Origin of the sequence: Mesorhizobium sp. B2-4-3 (assembly GCF_006442815.1) — a bacterium.
Lineage (GTDB): Bacteria > Pseudomonadota > Alphaproteobacteria > Rhizobiales > Rhizobiaceae > Mesorhizobium.
The window spans coordinates 370,385-388,116 of sequence record NZ_VFVL01000001.1 but is presented as its reverse complement, the minus strand read 5'-3'; the positions used below and the strand labels follow the sequence as shown (position 1 = coordinate 388,116).

Sequence of the window (17,732 nt, the reverse complement as noted above, 5' to 3'; positions counted from 1 at the left end):
ACCTACTGCCCCAGCCGTTCGAGCAGCACCGGCACATGCACCTGGTCGGATTTGTAGTTGCCGGTCAGCATGTACATCATGATGTTGACGCCGGCGCGCAGCGCATAGACGCGCTGCATCGGATCCGGGGGCACGGTCGGCAGCATCGGGTCGCCGTTCTCGTCGATGGCCCAGGCGCCGGCGAAATCATTGGCGGTGATCATGATCGGCGAGACGCCGTCGCCGGTGCGCACGGGACGGTTCTCGGTGTTGCTGGCGTCGAGCGAGGCCTCGACCCAGAGCGGGCTGCCGTTGAAGCGGCCGGGAAACTCCGGAAGGATGAAGAAGGATTTGGTCAGCACGTGGTCCGACGGCACCGGCTCCAGCGGCGGCACGTTGAGATTGCCGAGGATGTCGCGCAGCCGCTCGGTCGCCGGGCTTGCCGAGCCGGCGCCGATGCCATTTGAAAACTGGTCGCGCGTATCGAACAGAACCGTGCCGCCCTGCTGCATATAGGCGTCGATGCGGGCGATCGCCGCCTGGCTGGGCATGGGCGCCGACGCGTCGATCGGCCAATAGATCAGCGGAAAGAAGGACAGCTCGTCCTTGGCGATGTCGACGCCGGCAGGCGGACCGGGCTCAAGCGCGGTCTTCTCGATGAGGAAGCGCGTGAGGCCTTCGAGGCCGGCGCGGCTGATCGAATCGACGCCGGGCTCGCCGGTGATCACATAGGCGATACGGGTTTTCGAGATGTCCTCGATCGCCTGGGCGTCGCCTGGTTTCGAATCGTCGGCGCGGGCAAGGTCGGCGTGGCCGAAGAGCCCGCCCAGCACGACCAGAACCGCCGCGGCCGCTGCCACGGCCGAGCGGCGGCGGGGCCGGCGCGTCAGCAGGCCGCCCATCCAGAACACGGCCAACGTGTCGAGCACCATCAACAGGAGCGCGATGGCGACCAACGGCCCTTTGAGATTCTCCGATTCGTCGAACGCATAGGGGACGGTTGTCACCGGCAGCGAAACCTGCGGGCGCGCCAGCGGCGCGAATGTGCTCGAAGCGTTGAGCAAATTATGCGCGAACACGCCGGTCTCCGAGCCGTAAAGGCCCGGCGGGTTTTCCAGCGTCACCGGCAGCGGACCGGCGCCGGGCACCAGCGGCCGGGCATCCGGCGAGGGCGGCGTCAGCATGCCGTCGGCGCCGATCATGCGGTAGGGCGCGAGCGACGCGGCGGCGGCTTCGGCATTGGCGATCGCGGCGCCCTGGTTGCGCGACAATTGCACGACGCGCCGCAGCATCTCGACGAAGCTGCCCGAGATCGGCAGGTTCGACCAGGTCGCCTCAGGCGTGACATGGAAGAGCACCAGGGTGCCCTTGTCCTTCTTCATGCCCGTCACCAATGGCGTGCCGTCGGCAAGCGTGGCCCAGGTGCGCTCGACGATGTCGGGCGTCGGCTCGGCCAGAACCTGCCGGCTCACCGTCACCTCGGAGGGCGGTGAAAGATCGGCGAAGGGGCCGTTCTTGGGGAATTCGGTGACGGCCTGCGGCGTCGTCCACGACAGCGCGCCGCCCAGCGCACGCTCGCCGCTGCGCAGCCGGACCGGCAGGAGATCGTCGTCATTGCCGGCCGCGGCGAGGCGCGGGCCGGCAAAGCGCACCAGCGTGCCGCCCTTGTCGACCCAGTCGACCAGCCGCTGCTTGACCTGCGCCGGGATGGTGCCGACATCGGCCATGATGATCATCGCCGGCTTCTGGTCGAGAAGCTGGGGAATGGCGTCGGCAAGATCGGCGCTCGACGGCTCGACCAGATCGGCAAAGGGCTGCAGGGCGCGGCGAATGTAGTAGAGCGGCGACAGAAGCGGCTGCGCCTGGTCGGCCTCGTTCTGTGACAGCAGGCCGACGCGCCGCCGTTTCGAACTCTCGTCGAGCACGCGCACGGCGCCGGCCTGGTGCTCGCCGTCGAGCGCGATCGAGGCGAAATCGTTGCGCAGTTCGAACGGGACCGCCATCGTGGCCGTGGTCGCGGCCTCGCCAGGCGCGAAGGTCAGCGTCGCATCGGCGATGCGGCGGCCCTTGTCGTCGAAAGCGCCCGCGGTGACCTGCGCCGGGGCCGGATCGCCCGGCGCGCGGATGGCGGTCAAAGCGAAGCCGTCGACCTGGTTGTCGGCGCCAATCAGGCCGGTCAGCGAAGGCCGGTCGGAAATGGCCCAAACCAGCCGCGTCGCGTTCTTTTCGAGCAGCGCCTTGAAAGCGGCCTCGTCGCCTTTGGCGGCAAGGCCATCCGCGAGCACGGCAACGCTGGCGCCGGGCAGGCGCTCCAAAGCGGCGGCGACGCGGGCGTAGACGGCGGGCCTGTCGGTGGGGATCGGCCGCGGTTTGGCGGCGCGCAGATGGTCGAGCGCGGCCGAGGCATCGAAGGGGCCGATCTCGGCATTGGGCTTCTCGGCGGTGAAGGCGATGACGACCGGCACGCCGTTCGAGCCGGCATCGGCGATCAGCCGTTCGGCGGTGGCCACGCGCTTGCTCCAGTCGGCCGCACTTGCCCAGCCATTGTCGATGACAAGCGCCAGGGCAGCACCTTCCGCCGGCAGTTTCTCGCGCGGATTGAAGACCGGCTCGGCCAGCGCCATCACGACGAGCGCCGCCATCAGCAACCGAAGCAGCGTCAGCCACCACGGGCTTTGCTGCGGGGTTTCCTCGCGCCTCAGGACCCGGGCGAGGATTCTCAGCGGCGGAAAAACTTCCGTTTGCGGCCTGGGCGGGGTGAGCCGCAGCAGCCACCAGATCACCGGCAGCGCCAGAAGTCCCCACAGCACCATGGGCGCCCCGAAGGAAAGCGGCAGCCAGCTCATGCGACCGCCTTTCCGAGATTATGGGTCCCGTCGGCGGTCAGCGCCATGTGGATGCGCACCAGCGCCTCGGAGGCGAGGCGGTCGGTGTGGTTGACGGTGTAGCTCCAGCCGAGGCGCTTGCACCAGGCGGCCAATTCCTCGCGGCGGGCCCGGTAAAGCAGGCGGTATTCCTCGGCCAGCATCTCGGCGCGGCCGGCGGTCAGCTTGTCGCCGGTCTCGGGATCGGTGAACTCGGTGCGGCCGGCATAGGGGAAGGTTTCCTCGGCCGGGTCGGCCACCTCGATCAGATGCGCGCGCACGCCGTGGCGCGCCAGCACGTCGAGCCAAGCCATGGTTTCCTCGACCGGATCTAGGAAATCGCTGACGAGGACGATGTCGCAGAAACGGCGGATGGCCGACAGATCGGGCTTGGCGGGAAGCGCGGCGGCATGGCTCAGCTGGGCGGTGATGCGCTCGGCGCCGTTGCGGGCGGTGAACGGGTCGGTCAGGCCCGGCCAGGCGATGCGCTCGCCGCTGCGCGACAAAAGCTCGGCCAAGGCGAGCGCCAGCACCAGCGCGCGCGATTCCTTGGAAACGCCGGCGCCGGCAGATTTGTAGAGCATGGAAGGCGATGGGTCGGCCCAGAGCCAGACGGTGTGCGCGGCTTCCCACTCGCGGTCGCGCACATAGGTGTGGTCGTCCCTGGCGGAGCGGCGCCAGTCGATGCGCGAGGAATCGCCTTCGACATAGGGCCGGAACTGCCAGAAGTTCTCGCCGATGCCGCGCTTGCGGCGGCCGTGCCAGCCGGCGATCACCGTGTTGACGATACGGCGCGCCTCGACCAGCAGGTCCGGCACCAATGAAGCCCGCAACCGGCCGCGGGCGAGCGCATCGCGCGTCGCAACCGGTGCCTGGACCTCGCCTATTCGACCCATCAGATGCCTTTTGCCAGCTTCGCCACCACGTCGCGCACGGAAGTGCCTTCGGCGCGGGCGGCGAAAGTCAGCGCCATGCGATGCTGCAGCACCGGTTCGGCCAAGGCGCGGACGTCGTCGACCGAAGGTGCCAACCTGCCATCATATAGGGCGCGCGCGCGGGCGCACAGGGTCAGCGCCTGGCTAGCGCGAGGGCCCGGCCCCCAGGCGACGTGCTTGTCCGTCTCGGCATTGCCCTGGCCGGGCCGGGCCGAGCGCACCAGCTTGAGGATCGCCTCGACGACGCTTTCCGGCACCGGCATGCGGCGGATCAGCGTCTGGATTTCCCTCAGTCTGGCCGGCTGCAGCACATTGTCGGCCTTGGCTTCGTCGACGCCGGTCGTTTCGAGCAGGATGCGGCGTTCCGCCTCGATCTCCGGATAGAGGATGTCGACCTGCATCAGGAAGCGGTCGAGCTGGGCTTCCGGCAGCGGGTAGGTGCCTTCCTGTTCCAGCGGGTTCTGCGTCGCAAGCACGTGGAAGGGCGCGGGCAGGTCGTGGCGGGCGCCGGCGATGGTGACGTGATATTCCTGCATCGCCTGCAGCAGCGCCGATTGCGTGCGCGGCGAGGCGCGGTTGATCTCGTCGGCCATCAGCAATTGCGTGAAGATCGGTCCGGAAATGAAGCGGAAGGAGCGCTTGCCGAACTCGTCCTGCTCCATCACCTCGGAACCGAGGATGTCCGACGGCATCAGGTCGGGCGTGAACTGGACGCGGCGCGAATCGAGGCCGAGCACGATGCCCAGCGTTTCGACCAGCTTGGTCTTGGCAAGGCCCGGCACGCCGACCAGCAGCGCATGGCCGCCCGCCAGCAGCGCCACCAGCGCGCGCTCGACGACCGCCTCCTGGCCGAAGATCACCCGCCCGACCGCGTCGCGGACCCTGGAGATGTCGGCCAGCGCCTTTTCGGCTTCCTCGATCATCGCTTTTTCGGTGATCGGGCTTTCCTTGATCATCACGCTCATGCCGTTCGATCCTTGTGGTTGGAAATACCGGCCTGCACTCTCAATGGCGCAGAATGCCGCGATTCGGCTTCACCTGGCGCCTGTATTCGAACTTAAATCACAGACTTGGGCGGACAAGGCTGACAATCGGGACAACAGTGACTATTTCGTGACCATGGCCGAACGCAGCGAACATCGTGAACAAACACCGGGCGAACGGAGCCTGGGCGAGCAGAGCCTGACCGGAGCCACCGAGGCGCGCGGCCTGGAAGCGCTGATCTCGCGCGCGGCGCGGGCCGGCAAAGGGCCGGCGCCGGTCGAGCGCTGGAATCCGGACTTCTGCGGCGATCTCGACATGGAGATCAAGGCCGACGGGACCTGGTTCTATCTCGGCACGCCGATCGGTCGCATGCCGCTGGTGCAGCTTTTTTCCAGCGTGCTGCGCAAGGATGCCGACGGAAAAACCTATCTTGTGACGCCGGTCGAACGGGTTGGGATCCGCGTCGTCGACGCCCCCTTCATCGCCGTCGAAATGAACGTATCCGGGAGCGGGGACGAGCAGGTTGTCACCTTCCGCACCAATGTCGGCGACGTCGTCGCCGCCGGCCCCGGCCATCCGCTGCGCTTCGTCGACGAGGACGAAACCGGCGGGCTGAAACCCTATGTTCTGGTGCGCGGACGGCTGGAGGCGCTGGTGGCGCGGCCGGTGATGTATGAACTGGTCGAGCATGGCGAGGAGATCGACATCGACGGCAGGGCGATGTTCGCCGTCCGCTCGGGCGGCGAGGTCTATCCGATCATGCCGGCCGAGAAACTGAAACGGCTGAGCGCGTGATGGACCAGGTGACGCCGGCGCCGTTTTCGATCGCTGACTTTCGTGCCCGCGTCGCGGCGCAGGCGGCGATCGTCCCTGGCGACGATTTCGGCGACCATCGCTTCAATCCCGGCCATCCCAGGCTCAAGCATGTCAAGCCGCTGCGCGACGCGGCGGTGCTGATACCTGTGGTCGACCGCGCCGAGGGCGCCATGGTGCTGCTCACCAAGCGCGCCGAGAAGCTGCGCAGCCATTCCGGCCAGGTGGCTTTCCCAGGCGGCACGATCGATCCGACCGATCCCGGCCCCGAGGCCACGGCGCTGCGCGAGACCTTCGAGGAGATCGGCCTCGAGCGGGATTTCATCGAGATCATCGGCCGCATGCCCGACTATATCTCCGGTAGCGGCTACCGCATCGTGCCGGTGCTTGCCATCGTGCGGCCGGGTTTTTCGCTGACGCTCAATGCCGACGAGGTCGATGCGGCCTTCGAGGTGCCTCTGAGCTTCCTGATGGACCCCGCCAACCACGCGCGCGACAGCCGTTTCTGGAACGACCTCGAATGGTTCTTCTACGATATGCCCTATGGCGGCCAGCGCATCTGGGGCGTCACCGCCGGCATCGTCCGCACGCTCTATGAAAGGCTCTATGCGTGAGCGCTGAGGTGTCTCTCTCGGGCAGGGCCGATTGGCTGGCCGACAAGCATCTGCAGAAGCTTCTTGCGGCGCTGAAGCAGGGCGGCGAGGAAGCGCGTATCGCCGGCGGCGCGGTGCGCAACACGCTGATCGGCCAACCGGTCGCCGACGTCGACATCGCCGCGACCACGGTGCCCGAGGAAACGGTCCGGCGCGCCGAGGCGGCCGGCTTCAGGACGGTCCCGACAGGCATCGAGCATGGCACGATCACGGTGATCGCCGGCGGCAAGCCCTATGAGGTGACGACGCTGCGCGCCGATATCGATACCGACGGGCGGCGGGCAAAAGTGGTTTTCGGACGTGACTGGAAAGCCGACGCCGAGCGGCGCGACTTCACCATCAACGCGCTCTACGCCGAAGCGGACGGCACGGTCGTCGATCTCGTCGGCGGCATCGCCGACATCGAAGCGCGGCGGCTGCGTTTCATCGGCGACGCGGAAGCGCGCATCCGCGAGGATTATCTGCGCATCCTGCGCTTTTTTCGTTTCTTTGCCTGGTATGGCGACGGACGGCCGGACGCGGAAGGGCTGAAGGCCTGCGCCAGGCTGAAGGACGGGCTTGCGCGGCTTTCGGCCGAACGCGTCTGGTCCGAGCTGAAGAAGCTGTTGTCGGCTCCCGATCCATCGCGCGCGCTGTTGTGGATGCGCCAGGCCGGCGTGCTCACCGCCGTGCTGCCGGAAAGCGAGAAATGGGGCATCGACGCCATCCATGGCCTGGTCAAGGCTGGAAAGGATCTCGGCTGGGTCGCCGATCCGGTGCTGAGGCTGGAGGCGATCGTCCCGCCCGATGCCGTGCGTATGAAGACGCTTGGCGAGCGGCTGCGGTTGTCGAACGAAGAGGCCGGTCGGCTACGGCATTGGGCGCTGACCGTTGCGCCGGACGCCAAGGCGACCGAGACGGAATTCGCCAAGAAACTCTATTACGGCGATCGCGACGGCTATCTCGACCGCATTCGGCTGGCGCTTGCCGCCGCGCGGACGCGTGCCGTCGAGGACAATCAGGCGATGATGGAAGCCGGCGGCTTTTCACGCCTGCTCAATTTCACGCTGAAATGGGAAAAGCCGGTGTTCCCGATCAAAGGCGCCGACCTGACAGGGCTTGGCGCGTCGCCGGGGCCCAAGCTCGGCGCCACGCTGAAGAACCTCGAGAAGGAATGGATGGAGTCAGGCTTCACCCTGGAACGCGGCGCGCTGATGGAACGCGCCGCGCAGGCGCTGGAGCTTTAGACGGCCGGCGTGCCTCAACGTATCGCCACGGGAGCCAGGGCGCGCGAGAGACTTGCCTCGCCCTTGCCGTAGATGGACGGGTCGTAATTGACCAGCGTGTCGGTACGGGCCGTGTTGAGCAGGTCGTTGGTGATCTGTACCGGCGTCGCCTTGGTGAACTTGCTGCCGATGATCGCGGCATAGCCCGAGACGATCGGCGCGGCGAACGAGGTTCCGTAGAGACCGGTTTTGTCTCCTTCGACGCCGACCACCAGGAAGTGGCTCTGCACAGCCTGGTTGGAGCCGGCATAGTCGGAATACCAGGCGAGCTGGGCCTTGTTGGCTGTGGTGCCGTTGGTCGACAGCGCGCCGACGAAGATCGCCGTCGGTTTGCCGATCAGGGCAAGGTCGAGATAGTCCTGCTGCCCGCCCGTGACCCCACCGACAGCGACCGCGTCGTTGCCGGCCGCCTTCGAGACGATGGCAGAGCCTTTGGTCGCATAGGAGATGATCGACGCCTCCTCCGGGGCCCAGCCGATCTGGTTCACGCCGTAACCCGCGGTTGTGTACATGCCGTAGCTGAGGTTGAGCACGTTGCGGCCGGCGGCCAGCGGGACGGCCGTGCCCGTCGAGAAATCCTTGGAGCGGATGGTCGCGGCGGGAGCGATCATGCTTGCCTCCTCGCGCGTCCATTCACCATGCCGCTGGGTCTGCACGCCGAGGCCGAAATTGCCGGAAAAGCGCGACGAGCTTCTGAAATCGTCGACGATGGTGATGGTAACGCCCTTGCCCTTGTAGCCGGCTGCCCAGGCGGCGCCGACATCGAGGCTCATCCAGCTCTGGACGGCCTGCGTCGACCGCGCGGGGATCGTTGCGCTCACGCAGATGGAGCCGCCGCCATGGCAGAGCGCAGCCATTTCGTCCGGGCTGAGAGCTTCCTGCGCCGATGCCATCGGTGCCGAAAGGATGGCGAGGGCAGCGGCGAGGCCGAACTTCAAGGACTTAACCGACATGTTCATTCTCCAGTCAGACAGAACCAGGACGGACGATCGTGAGTTTCGGGACAAGATGATTTCATTCGCAGCCCCTCCGATCAGAAAGTGAGACGGTAGTTCAGCCAGAGATGCATGCTCTCCGGCTTCGCGCTGACCAGATATTTCAGCGTTTCCTCGGGCGCCGTCTCGCCCGCCGCCAGCCGGCAGTTGACGCTGTAGGTTCCGAACTCGCCGTAGTCGGCCTCGCAGGGCTTTTCGGTCAGGTTGCCGCCGATGACCGAGGTGACCGACAGGGACAGGGTGCTGTTCAGATTGGGATGGGTCTGAGTGAGAAAACCAAGCTTGAGGCTGGGCTCGATGCTGTATTTCTCGCCTTGTTCCCCAGTGCCAAATCCCCAGAGAAAGCCGGTATCGGGCGTGATCTGAGTGAGGAAGTCGACATGCATGTCGACCCAGCTCGCGTGATACCAACGGCTGAAGGAGACCCAGCTTCCGCTCTGCAGCTCATAGCCGCCGTTGCCGAGGCCCCTGGCGCGGTCATTGAGCGGAGAACCCTGATGGATATCGACGAGCGAGGTGGTCCCTTCCTGCGCGGTTGCAGCGGACGACAAGAGGAAGGCGCATGACAGGAGCACCGCCGTGCAGAGACCGCCTCGGATTTTGGACCGCTCGCGCATGCGCGAAGCACCTCGCCCCACCTTTCCGGACAGCGCCTTGATGGCGAAGGCTTCTCGGGCAGCCGCCTCTGGCCGGATCATGCGCGGGAGAATCGCACGCAGACTGTTACCGCCAGGTTATCTAAGCCGTTACGAATATAAGAATTCGCTGGAATTACGCATAAACAGTGCCTTGCCCGGCGATCGGAGGATCGCCGGCGAAAAGGGCGGGATGCGCCGGAAGCAACGATCCGCCATCATGCCTGTCGGCCGGTGACGTTTGGAAGCCTGCGATCTGGCCCGATCCCGATCAGGCGGCGTCGCGAACCTTCTGGATGCGCGAGCGGATCGCCTCGATCATGGTCTCGCGAATGACGGTCTCGCCATGCGTCTCGCGCATATGCTCGACGGCGCGTCGCATGACCTCCGCTTCCTCGTCGGCGCGCGTGTGCCAGTCACAGCCGGGAACCAGCGATCCGCATTGGAATTCCTTCATGACTCTTCCTTTCCTAGCGCGGGGTGGTTCGACCTTGGCGGCCGGCCGCCCTTGATTTTTTGTCTTGGCAGTCCGGGAGGGAAACGGCGGCGCGCCTCTTCCGGTTGCTCTGCCGGACTACCATAACACGTGTCGGACGGTTCGGTTGCATCGAAAGTCCCCAATCCCGGAATGGAAGGAAAGGCGGAGCGCTATGCCCCGCCTTTCCCTGCTGCCTGAGAACTGGACCTTCAGAGCAAGGTCGTTACTTCATGATCTTGACGGCCTCGGCGATTTTGTTCTTGCCGCTCATGTCCCAGGACACGCGGACTTTCTCGCCGGCCTGAACGCCCGGATCCTTGAAGGCCTTGGACAGCTTGAATGTCGACCCATCGTCCAGAACTAGGCTCATGGCCGTTCCATCAAAGCTCTTGACGGTGCCGGTGGTGTGCTTGACCGCCGCGAACGCGGCGCCACCGGAGGCGAGAAAGGCGGCGGCTGCTGCCGTCACGATAAGCTTGCGCATGGCATGTTCTCCTGGAAAACAAGGGCACCCGTTTGGTCAGGCACCCTCCTGGTCAGGGCCGTCAAGTCGCGTCGGGTCACGGCCGGCGGAGACAGGTGATCTCCGCTTCGACCGCCGGCGCTTCCCGACCCGACGATCCTAAATAGCTCAATTTTTTCAAAAGGATATTAGACGAAAAAGAAACCTGGCCGGCCACATTGCGCACCAAGATTCGGCGAATGGGACGACAATGCGGCCATGGCCGAGCTCACAGGATCGTTACGGCCATTTTACCTCGGGCGGCAGGCTGGACAGGATCGAGGCGACATTGCCGCCGGTCTTCAGGCCGAAGATGGTGCCGCGATCGTGAAGTAAGTTGAATTCGACGTAGCGGCCGCGCCGGATCAGCTGTTCGTCGCGCTCGCCGTCGGTCCAGTCCTGGTCGAAGTTGCCCCGCACCAGATGGGCATAGACGACGAGGAAGGAGCGTCCGACATCCTGGACGAAATTGAGATCGGCGTTCCAGCCGCCCCTGTCCTCGTCCGAATGCAGCCAGTCGAAGAAGATGCCGCCGATGCCACGCGCCTCGTTGCGGTGCGGCAGGAAGAAATACTCGTCGCACCAGGCCTTGAATTTGGGATAGTCGGCGACGGCGGCGTTCTTCTCGCAGGCGAACTGCATGGCGCGATGGAAGGCAATCGTGTCGGGATCGTCCTGGGTTCGGCGACGGTCGAGCACCGGCGTCAGATCGGCGCCGCCACCGAACCACTGGCGCGTGGTGACGACCATGCGCGTGTTCATGTGCACGGCCGGCACGTTGGGGTTCCAGGGATGCGCGATCAAAGAAATGCCGCTCGCCCAGAAGCGCGGGTCGTCCTCGGCGCCTGGAATCTGTTTCCTGAATTCGGGCGAGAATTCGCCATGGACGGTCGAGGTGTGAACGCCCACCTTCTCGAAGACGCGACCGCGCATCATCGACATGGTGCCGCCGCCGCCACGGCCTTCGTCGCGCTCCCAGGGGGTCTTCTCGAAATGGCCGGGCGACCATGATGCTTGCGGGCCGGTGAGCTCCTGCTCGATCTGCTCGAAGGTGGCGCAGATGCGCTCGCGCAAGGCCTCGAACCAGAGGCGGGCCTTCATCTTCTTCTGCTCAATGTCGGCCGGCAGGCCCACCGGAAGATCAGGTCTTTCCAATTCGGTCTCCAGTCACAGGCTCACTTGCCTGACAAATGACTCGTTTTTTCTGCGCGCGATCCCTAATCTCTTGAGGACAAGGGTCAAGTCCTGTCTGATCCAGGTGCAAGGAGTTCCTTCGTGCGCACCCCGGCAAGACCGCCGCTGGATGGCTTGAAGAAGAGGCTGGAGCGCTCACGGGCTGAGCGCGAAAACCAGCCGCGCGACGGTTTCCTGCGCGAAACCTTCGTGCTGCCGCGCCCGGATGCGCGCCTCAAGGCCAAGGAGTGGTTCGAGCGTTTTCCGAAACAGGCCTACTGGACCGAGATCGAAAGCTGGTTCGAACGTCCAGGCGACGTGATCGAGTTCACCATGAGGCGGCTGCCGGCGGCGGATTGAACGCGCCACGATCGTGGCGGGTCAGGCCTCGGTGGTCACGGGGACGGCCGGATCAATGCCTTATAGGCGGCCAGCATGGCGTCGGCCGAGCGTTCAGTGTCGATGATCGACCGCCGCGCGGCCGCGCGCATCCGCCCCAGAGCCGCCTCGTCGCCGACCAGCGCCGCGATGCGCGGTGTCAGCGCTTCCGGTGGTCGCCACCGGGCAACCCATTGCCAGCGCCTCGAGCATCACCAGCGGCGTGCCTTCGATGCGCGACGACATCACGAGGATGTCGCAGGCGGCATAGAACTGCGGCATCGCCGCGCGGTCGAGGCCGGGCAAATGATGCAGGCGGTTCGCGATGCCGGCGGCACCGGCCGCATCGCGAAACGCGGCCGTCATCTTGCCGTCGCCCAGCACGAGGAGCCGGACCGTGGAATGAGCGGCGAGGATAGGCGCCGCCACGGCCAGGAAGGCGAGAGGACGTTTTTCCTCGCTCATCCGCCCGACGAAGCCGATGACGAAGGTGCCATCCCCGATGCCGAAGCGTTCGCGGGCCGCGCTTCGGTCGGCTCCTTGCGGATTGAAGACGCCTTCGTAATCGATGCCGTTCGGGACGACAGTCACTGTCCCGGGACGGGCGCCGCCACGGGTGAGCGAGCGCCCGATTCCTTCGTTCACCGCGATGAAACGGTCAATGTGAAGCCTGGCGCGGAGCGCCGAGGCCAAATGCGCCTTTGGCGCGTCATTGTGCAGAATGTCGTAGCTCAGTATCGCCGGAAAGCGCGCCTTGATCCGCTTCAGATTCTTGTAGAGGAAGCGTGACCCGCTCGACAGGATCGCCTTGGAATCGCGCGAGGCCATAAGGGCGGCGACGAATTCGAACCAGTGCCGCCGGTCGAGCAAATCGGGCAAATGGTAGATTTCCGCCGTGATCGCCGCGAATGCCGGCGCCAGCGCCTGGTCGCCGGTCTCGGTGGTGACGATGCTGAGGCGCCATTCGGCCTTGAGGTTGTCGAGGATATCGGCCAGCAGCACCTCGGCGCCGCCGATCGGCAGCCAGGGTACAAGGACGAGCAGGTGCGGACGCAGGTCGCCAAGATCTCGCAGCGAGCCCGCCAAGGCGGAAAACGGCTCTCGAGATTCGGGGTCAGGCCCCAGCCGCCGAAGGCGGGCGATGAGCCGGCGCCATTTGTCGATCTGGCGTAACCAGTTCCTGGCGAGCGCCGTCCAAGCGGGGGGCGGGGCTGGCAAGGGCGAGCCGGCGCCGGTCATGCTTGCTCTGCGCTCCAGAGCGCCTCATGCGCCGGGGCCGGAATGCGCTGCGCCGGTGTGAACGGCTTTATCGAGGCCGGCAGTTCGACGAACTGGCTCCGATACAGCGCGGCGAGCGCCAATTTGTCGGCCGGCGCACCGATGGGCCAGAGCGAGCGCCGCGGCTTCAGCCGCGCGGCAAGCTGCTCGAATCTCGCAAGCCCGGCCGTCCTTGCCTGCCAGGCCGAGGCATAGTGCAGATCCTCGTAGAAGGCGATGCGCCAGCGCGCCCGCAGGGCGTTGTAGTGCCGCAACACAATCTTGAGGACCACCATATGGTCGACATGCCCGCCGATGGCCATCGGGCAGAAGAGCCAGGGGCGTCTGTCTTTGGGCTGTTCCGTTGCCGCCGCGAAGATCGCCGCTACGACGGCGCCGTCAAGCTGCCGCGCGTCGTCGTCCGCCTTGGCGGTGTCGAAGGGATCGTGGCCGCGCAGCGACGCCTCGTCGAGCCCGCCGAAACACAGCCGCAGGCCAACCTGGGTGGCAAAGGCAAGGTCTTCGCGCTGGCGCAGGCTGGAGATCGCGGCAATGCGCTCGTCGCCAAGCGCTGCGACCGTTCGCGGCTGGGCCACATAGCCGGACTTCGAGAACAGGGTGAGCAGAGCGCCTTTGCGCCGTTGGAGCACGAAAGCCCCGAGGGAAAAGCAGATGTCGTCGCAATGGGGAGCGAGGTAGAGGTCATGCGCGGAAGCCTCGGTGAGGCCTGCCGGCACCGGGCGTCGGCGCGAGGCGAAATCCTGCGCGGCGAGGCTCAGGCCGTGCAAGGTCTTCGGACCGAAGGACGCGATGGCGTTCCAATTCATGCCGCTGCGATCCACCGGGTTGTGGAAAAAGATTGAGGTCGAGGGCGCTCTCCTGCGGGCCAAAGGCCCTGTCTTGCAACGTCCATTTTTGGGATGATCTCGACGGCGCCTTTGAGAAACAAGCATTTAAGCTCCGGTCAGCGCTCGACCAACAGCCGCCTCGCTCCCGACCCTTGGGCGCTCAGCCGGTCTTCCTTGTTTCTCAGCGGACATTTGTCGATCGACATGCAGCCGCAGCCGATGCAATCGGTCAGGCCATCGCGCAATTTCTTCAATTGGCTGATCTTCTGGTCGAGTTCGTCGCGCCAGGCCGTTGAAAGCACGTTCCAGTCCTCGCGCGTCGGCGTGCGCTCTTCGGGCAGGGACTGGAACGCTTGGGTGATCCCGGCGAGCGAGATGCCGACTTCCTGGGCGACGCGGATGATCGCCACGCGCCGCAGCACGTCGCGGCTGTAGCGCCGCTGGTTGCCCGAAGTGCGATGGCTGCGGATCAGGCCGCGCGCCTCGTAGAAATGCAGCGCCGATACCGCAACGCCGCTGCGAACGGCCACCTGGCCGACCGTCAATTCCCTTACCGGAGCCATCTCGAACTTTTCGCTTGACCTCAAGTTAAGTTGAGCTTGTAGCCAAGAAACGTCGATAGGGCAATTGCAGGAGAAGGCGATGTGCGCCTGGGTGAGAATGACGCCGCGAGTAGAGCCTGCGCCCGGCAATGAAGAAGGGCTCGAGGTTCTAGCCGAGCTGACGCAGCGCTTCGCCCGCGACCATGGCGACGGACAGCGCGACATTGATGCTGCGCGCGCCGGGCCGCATCGGGATGGTCAGTCGCGCGTCGGCCGCCTGGTGGACCTGATCCGGCACGCCGGCGGATTCGCGGCCGAACAGAAGGATGTCGCCGGCAGCGAAAGCAAAGTCGGTGTAGGCGGCCGTGGCCTTGGTGGTGAGCAGCACCAGGCGGCGCGCGTTGGCCTTTCGCCACTCCTCGAAGGCGTGCCAGTCGGCATGGCGGGAAAGCGCCGCCATTTCGAGGTAGTCCATGCCGGCCCGTTTCAGCGCCCGGTCGGAGAGCGGGAAGCCGGCCGGCTCGATGATATCGACACCGATGTCGAGGCAGGCGGCGAAGCGCAGGATTGTCCCGGTGTTGCCGGCGATGTCCGGCTGGTAGAGCGCGATGCGGAGACGATCGTTCATTTCCGCATCCTGCTAATAAGTGGCAGATCGGCCACAGGCGCCTCCGGCTTTCGGCGATTTCTGGACTGGCGGGTGGCCATTTTCTGCGAAGTCGAGTATATGCCCACCATCGTCAACCCGAACCGAATGGAGGGGAACACATGATGACCATGCACATCCAGCTCCGCTCCGGGGCTCACGTATGCCCGCAGGCGGTTTCGGTACGACGATTCTTCTGACACTTTAAGTCCTCATCGCACCGATTCCCGCCGAACCCAGTTTTTGGCCTTCGAGGGAATCTTGCGATGTTTTTCAAACTGCCAAAGCGGCGCCAAGCGCCATCTGAACGTGTCGAGACAGACATTTGCCGTCTGGTTCCGACCGATTCGATCCGCGCCTTCGGCCGAATGCCGGTGGTCGAGGCCGCGTCACCCTTTTTAACGCATTTGCATATGGAGGACGGACCAATGTTCGATCCCTACAAGATACCGGGGTCAAGAAGCCTGCATGAGCGCAAGGCGGCGACCTGGGCGCTGCTGATCGGCGAGACCTATTCGTCGGCGGTGCATGCCGAGGAACGGCGCAGGCCGCATCGTGGCATGCTGCCGGATGTCGATTTCTCGCGCGCGGTGCCCGACCACAGCCGGCCCACGCTGGTGCGCCGGATCATCCGTTTGATCCGGCCGGGCGACAGGAGCCGGGCAGGTTCCGGCCTTTCGTCCGGAAGTTCGGGGTCGTCAGGGACGTCAAACGAGCCTGTCGGCGAAATGCCGGCGACACCCTATATTGCGCGGGATAGGACCGGCGACGCGGATGATTCCGTATCGCCGGCCCGTCGCGCCGCGCGGCCGCAAAGCCTTGCCCATCAATCCCGCGCCGCGTGAGCGCGCATAGCATCGCGAGTGCCTGGAATGTTCCGCTGGTTTGAAAACAGGCTCGATCCGTTTCCCGCCGCGGAGCCGGTCGAGCCGCCGAAGACGCTGGTCGCGTTCTGCGTGCACCACACGCGCGGCGTCTGGCCCTACATCGTCGTGGATGCAGTGCTGGTGGCGGCGATCGCCATCACCGAAGTGTGGATGTTCGGTTTCATGGGCCGCATCGTCGACTGGCTGTCGGCGCAGAATCGGGAAACCTTCCTGCAGACCGAGAGCTGGAAACTGGCCGGCATGGCTTTCATCGTGCTGTTTGCGCTGCCCGGCACGGTCTGGGTGCGTTCGTTGTTCAATCAGCAGACGATGATGGGCAACTACCCGATGCGCATCCGCTGGCAGGTGCATCGCTACCTGCTGAAACAGTCGATGGCTTTCTACCAGGACGAGTTCGCCGGCCGCATCGCCACCAAGCTGATGCAGACCGCACTCGCCGTGCGCGACTGCGTCATGAAGGTTATAGACGTCCTCAACTACGTCATCGTCTACTTTCTCGGCATGCTGTTCATCGTCGGCTCGGCGGACTTGCGGCTGGCCGCACCCTTGGGCGTATGGCTGATCGGCTATATCGCGCTGCTGCGGTATTTTATTCCCCGGCTCGGCAAGGTCGGTGAGGAACAGGCCAATGCGCGTTCGACCATGACCGGCCGCGTCGTCGACAGCTATGCCAACATCCAGACGGTGAAGCTGTTTTCCCACGCGCGCCGCGAGGCGACCTTCGCTCGGGAAGGCATGGCGGGCTTCCTCGATACCGTGTACCGCTCGATGCGCCTGGTGACGGTGCTCTACGGCCTGCTCTACATCTTGAATTCGCTGCTTTTGCTTACCGTCACGGCGATCTCGCTTTGGCTGTGGCTGGGCGAAGCGGTGACGATCGGCGCGGTCGCCGTGGTCATCGGCCTAGTGCTGCGGATGTGGGGCATGTCGCAGTGGATCATGTGGGAGATGTCGGGCCTGTTCGAGAATATCGGCACGGTGCAGGACGGCATCCAGTCGATCTCGCTGCCGCGCCTGGTCGAGGACCGCCCGGGCGCCAAGGACATCAGTGTCAGCCAGGGCGAGATCCGCTTTGACGACATCCGCTTCCACTACGGCAAGCAGAAGGGCGTCATCGAGAACCTGTCGCTGACGGTAAAGCCCGGCGAGAAGGTCGGCATCGTCGGCCGCTCCGGCGCCGGCAAGTCGACGCTGGTCAATCTGCTGCTGCGCTTCTACGACCTGGAAGGCGGCAGGATCCTCGTCGACGGCCAGGAGATCGCGGCGGTGACGCAGGATTCGTTGCGCGCGCAGATCGGCATGGTAACGCAGGACACCTCGCTGCTGCACCGCTCGGTGAAGGAGAACATCCTCTACGGCCGGCCCGACGCGACCGACGAGATGCTCATCGAGGCGGCGCGCCGGGCTGAGGCACTCGATTTCATCGGCGGGCTTTCGGACCACAACGGCCGCAAGGGATTCGACGCCCATGTCGGCGACCGCGGCGTCAAACTGTCCGGCGGCCAGCGGCAGCGCGTCGCGATCGCCCGCGTCATGCTGAAGGACGCGCCGATCCTGATCCTCGACGAGGCGACCTCGGCGCTCGATTCGGAAGCCGAGGCGGCGATCCAGGAGAACCTCTACAAGCTGATGCAGGGCAAGACCGTCATTGCCATCGCGCACCGTCTGTCGACCATCGCGGCGATGGACCGCCTCGTCGTCATGGACAAGGGCCGCATTATAGAGGAAGGCTCGCATGAGGAACTCGTCGCCAAGGGCGGGCTCTATGCGCAGCTCTGGCAGCGCCAGTCCGGTGGCTTCCTGCTCGATGACGCGCCAACCGAGGTTGATGCCAAGGCGCCGCAATCCGAGATGGCAGCGGAGTAACGCGATCGCGATTGCAGTTTCCGGCGTCCATG

The 17,732-nt window shown here is 65.4% G+C and carries 18 protein-coding genes; 6 read left to right on the top strand and 12 right to left on the bottom strand.

Annotated features, from left to right (window positions below; all coding sequences use genetic code 11):
• Window positions 1-2 precede the first annotated feature (2 nt).
• Genes FJ956_RS01880 through FJ956_RS01870 form a run of 3 tightly spaced genes read right to left on the bottom strand, consistent with a single transcriptional unit; the run spans window position 3 to window position 4,743 of the window.
• Window positions 3-2,825 (bottom strand): DUF4159 domain-containing protein, encoded by a 2,823-nt coding sequence (locus tag FJ956_RS01880; protein WP_140676313.1) that lies wholly within the window; start codon window positions 2,823-2,825, stop codon window positions 3-5.
• Complete coding sequence (locus FJ956_RS01875) at window positions 2,822-3,739, bottom strand: DUF58 domain-containing protein (protein WP_140676310.1); 918 nt, start codon at window positions 3,737-3,739, stop codon at window positions 2,822-2,824. The genes FJ956_RS01880 and FJ956_RS01875 overlap by 4 nt, the downstream gene beginning before the upstream one ends.
• Entirely contained in the window at window positions 3,739-4,743 is a 1,005-nt protein-coding gene (locus tag FJ956_RS01870) for a MoxR family ATPase (RefSeq protein WP_140676307.1), read from the bottom strand. The genes FJ956_RS01875 and FJ956_RS01870 overlap by 1 nt, the downstream gene beginning before the upstream one ends.
• Window positions 4,744-4,897: 154 nt before the next feature.
• Here FJ956_RS01870 and FJ956_RS01865 point away from each other — a divergent pair, with 154 nt between their 5' ends.
• From FJ956_RS01865 to FJ956_RS01855, 3 genes are read left to right on the top strand one after another with little or no spacing between them, the layout of a single operon-like run.
• Window positions 4,898-5,557 carry a DUF1285 domain-containing protein gene (locus FJ956_RS01865; protein ID WP_140676620.1) on the top strand — a complete coding sequence of 220 codons (660 nt, stop codon included), beginning with the start codon at window positions 4,898-4,900 and terminating at the stop codon, window positions 5,555-5,557.
• Entirely contained in the window at window positions 5,557-6,189 is a 633-nt protein-coding gene (locus FJ956_RS01860) for a CoA pyrophosphatase (protein ID WP_140676304.1), read from the top strand. Before FJ956_RS01865 ends, FJ956_RS01860 begins: the two co-directional genes overlap by 1 nt.
• Entirely contained in the window at window positions 6,186-7,454 is a 1,269-nt protein-coding gene (locus FJ956_RS01855; RefSeq protein ID WP_140676301.1) for a CCA tRNA nucleotidyltransferase, read from the top strand. The genes FJ956_RS01860 and FJ956_RS01855 overlap by 4 nt, the downstream gene beginning before the upstream one ends.
• 14 nt (window positions 7,455-7,468) lie before the next feature.
• On the opposite strand, the gene FJ956_RS01850 is transcribed toward FJ956_RS01855, so the two are convergent.
• From FJ956_RS01850 to hemF, 5 genes are all read right to left on the bottom strand, one after another.
• Window positions 7,469-8,446: a S8 family serine peptidase gene (locus FJ956_RS01850; RefSeq protein ID WP_140676298.1), complete on the bottom strand. Its 978-nt coding sequence runs from the start codon at window positions 8,444-8,446 to the stop codon at window positions 7,469-7,471.
• 80 nt (window positions 8,447-8,526) lie between these two features.
• Window positions 8,527-9,105: a hypothetical protein gene (locus FJ956_RS01845; protein WP_140676295.1), complete on the bottom strand. Its 579-nt coding sequence runs from the start codon at window positions 9,103-9,105 to the stop codon at window positions 8,527-8,529.
• A gap of 289 nt (window positions 9,106-9,394) precedes the next feature.
• On the bottom strand, window positions 9,395-9,580 hold the full coding sequence (locus FJ956_RS01840; RefSeq protein WP_008877709.1) for a DUF1059 domain-containing protein: 186 nt from the start codon (window positions 9,578-9,580) through the stop codon (window positions 9,395-9,397).
• Window positions 9,581-9,824: 244 nt separating this feature from the next.
• Window positions 9,825-10,085 (bottom strand): DUF1344 domain-containing protein, encoded by a 261-nt coding sequence (locus FJ956_RS01835; protein WP_140645747.1) that lies wholly within the window; start codon window positions 10,083-10,085, stop codon window positions 9,825-9,827.
• 258 nt (window positions 10,086-10,343) lie between these two features.
• A complete protein-coding gene (gene hemF / locus FJ956_RS01830; protein WP_140676292.1) occupies window positions 10,344-11,258 on the bottom strand; it encodes an oxygen-dependent coproporphyrinogen oxidase in 915 nt (304 codons plus the stop codon).
• A gap of 120 nt (window positions 11,259-11,378) precedes the next feature.
• On the opposite strand from hemF, the gene FJ956_RS01825 reads away from it, so the two are divergent.
• Complete coding sequence (locus FJ956_RS01825; RefSeq protein ID WP_140645749.1) at window positions 11,379-11,636, top strand: hypothetical protein; 258 nt, start codon at window positions 11,379-11,381, stop codon at window positions 11,634-11,636.
• A 93-nt stretch (window positions 11,637-11,729) separates the two neighbouring features.
• On the opposite strand, the gene FJ956_RS01820 is transcribed toward FJ956_RS01825, so the two are convergent.
• The 4 genes from FJ956_RS01820 to FJ956_RS01805 form a co-directional block, all read right to left on the bottom strand.
• On the bottom strand, window positions 11,730-12,893 hold the full coding sequence (locus FJ956_RS01820; protein WP_140676289.1) for a glycosyltransferase family 4 protein: 1,164 nt from the start codon (window positions 12,891-12,893) through the stop codon (window positions 11,730-11,732).
• Entirely contained in the window at window positions 12,890-13,738 is an 849-nt protein-coding gene (locus tag FJ956_RS01815; protein ID WP_181170176.1) for a PIG-L family deacetylase, read from the bottom strand. The genes FJ956_RS01820 and FJ956_RS01815 overlap by 4 nt, the downstream gene beginning before the upstream one ends.
• 137 nt (window positions 13,739-13,875) lie before the next feature.
• Window positions 13,876-14,322, bottom strand: a complete 447-nt coding sequence (gene soxR, locus FJ956_RS01810) for a redox-sensitive transcriptional activator SoxR (RefSeq protein ID WP_140676285.1) — start codon at window positions 14,320-14,322, stop codon at window positions 13,876-13,878.
• A 148-nt stretch (window positions 14,323-14,470) separates the two neighbouring features.
• Complete coding sequence (locus FJ956_RS01805; protein WP_140676282.1) at window positions 14,471-14,929, bottom strand: tRNA (cytidine(34)-2'-O)-methyltransferase; 459 nt, start codon at window positions 14,927-14,929, stop codon at window positions 14,471-14,473.
• Window positions 14,930-15,375: 446 nt separating this feature from the next.
• Here FJ956_RS01805 and FJ956_RS01800 point away from each other — a divergent pair, with 446 nt between their 5' ends.
• The gene (locus tag FJ956_RS01800; RefSeq protein WP_140676279.1) at window positions 15,376-15,792 is read left to right on the top strand and encodes a hypothetical protein; all 417 of its coding nucleotides are present in this window, start codon (window positions 15,376-15,378) and stop codon (window positions 15,790-15,792) included.
• Between the two features lie 27 nt (window positions 15,793-15,819).
• Window positions 15,820-17,700, top strand: coding sequence for an ABC transporter ATP-binding protein (locus tag FJ956_RS01795; protein ID WP_140676275.1), 1,881 nt, complete (start codon window positions 15,820-15,822; stop codon window positions 17,698-17,700).
• Window positions 17,701-17,732: the final 32 nt, after the last annotated feature.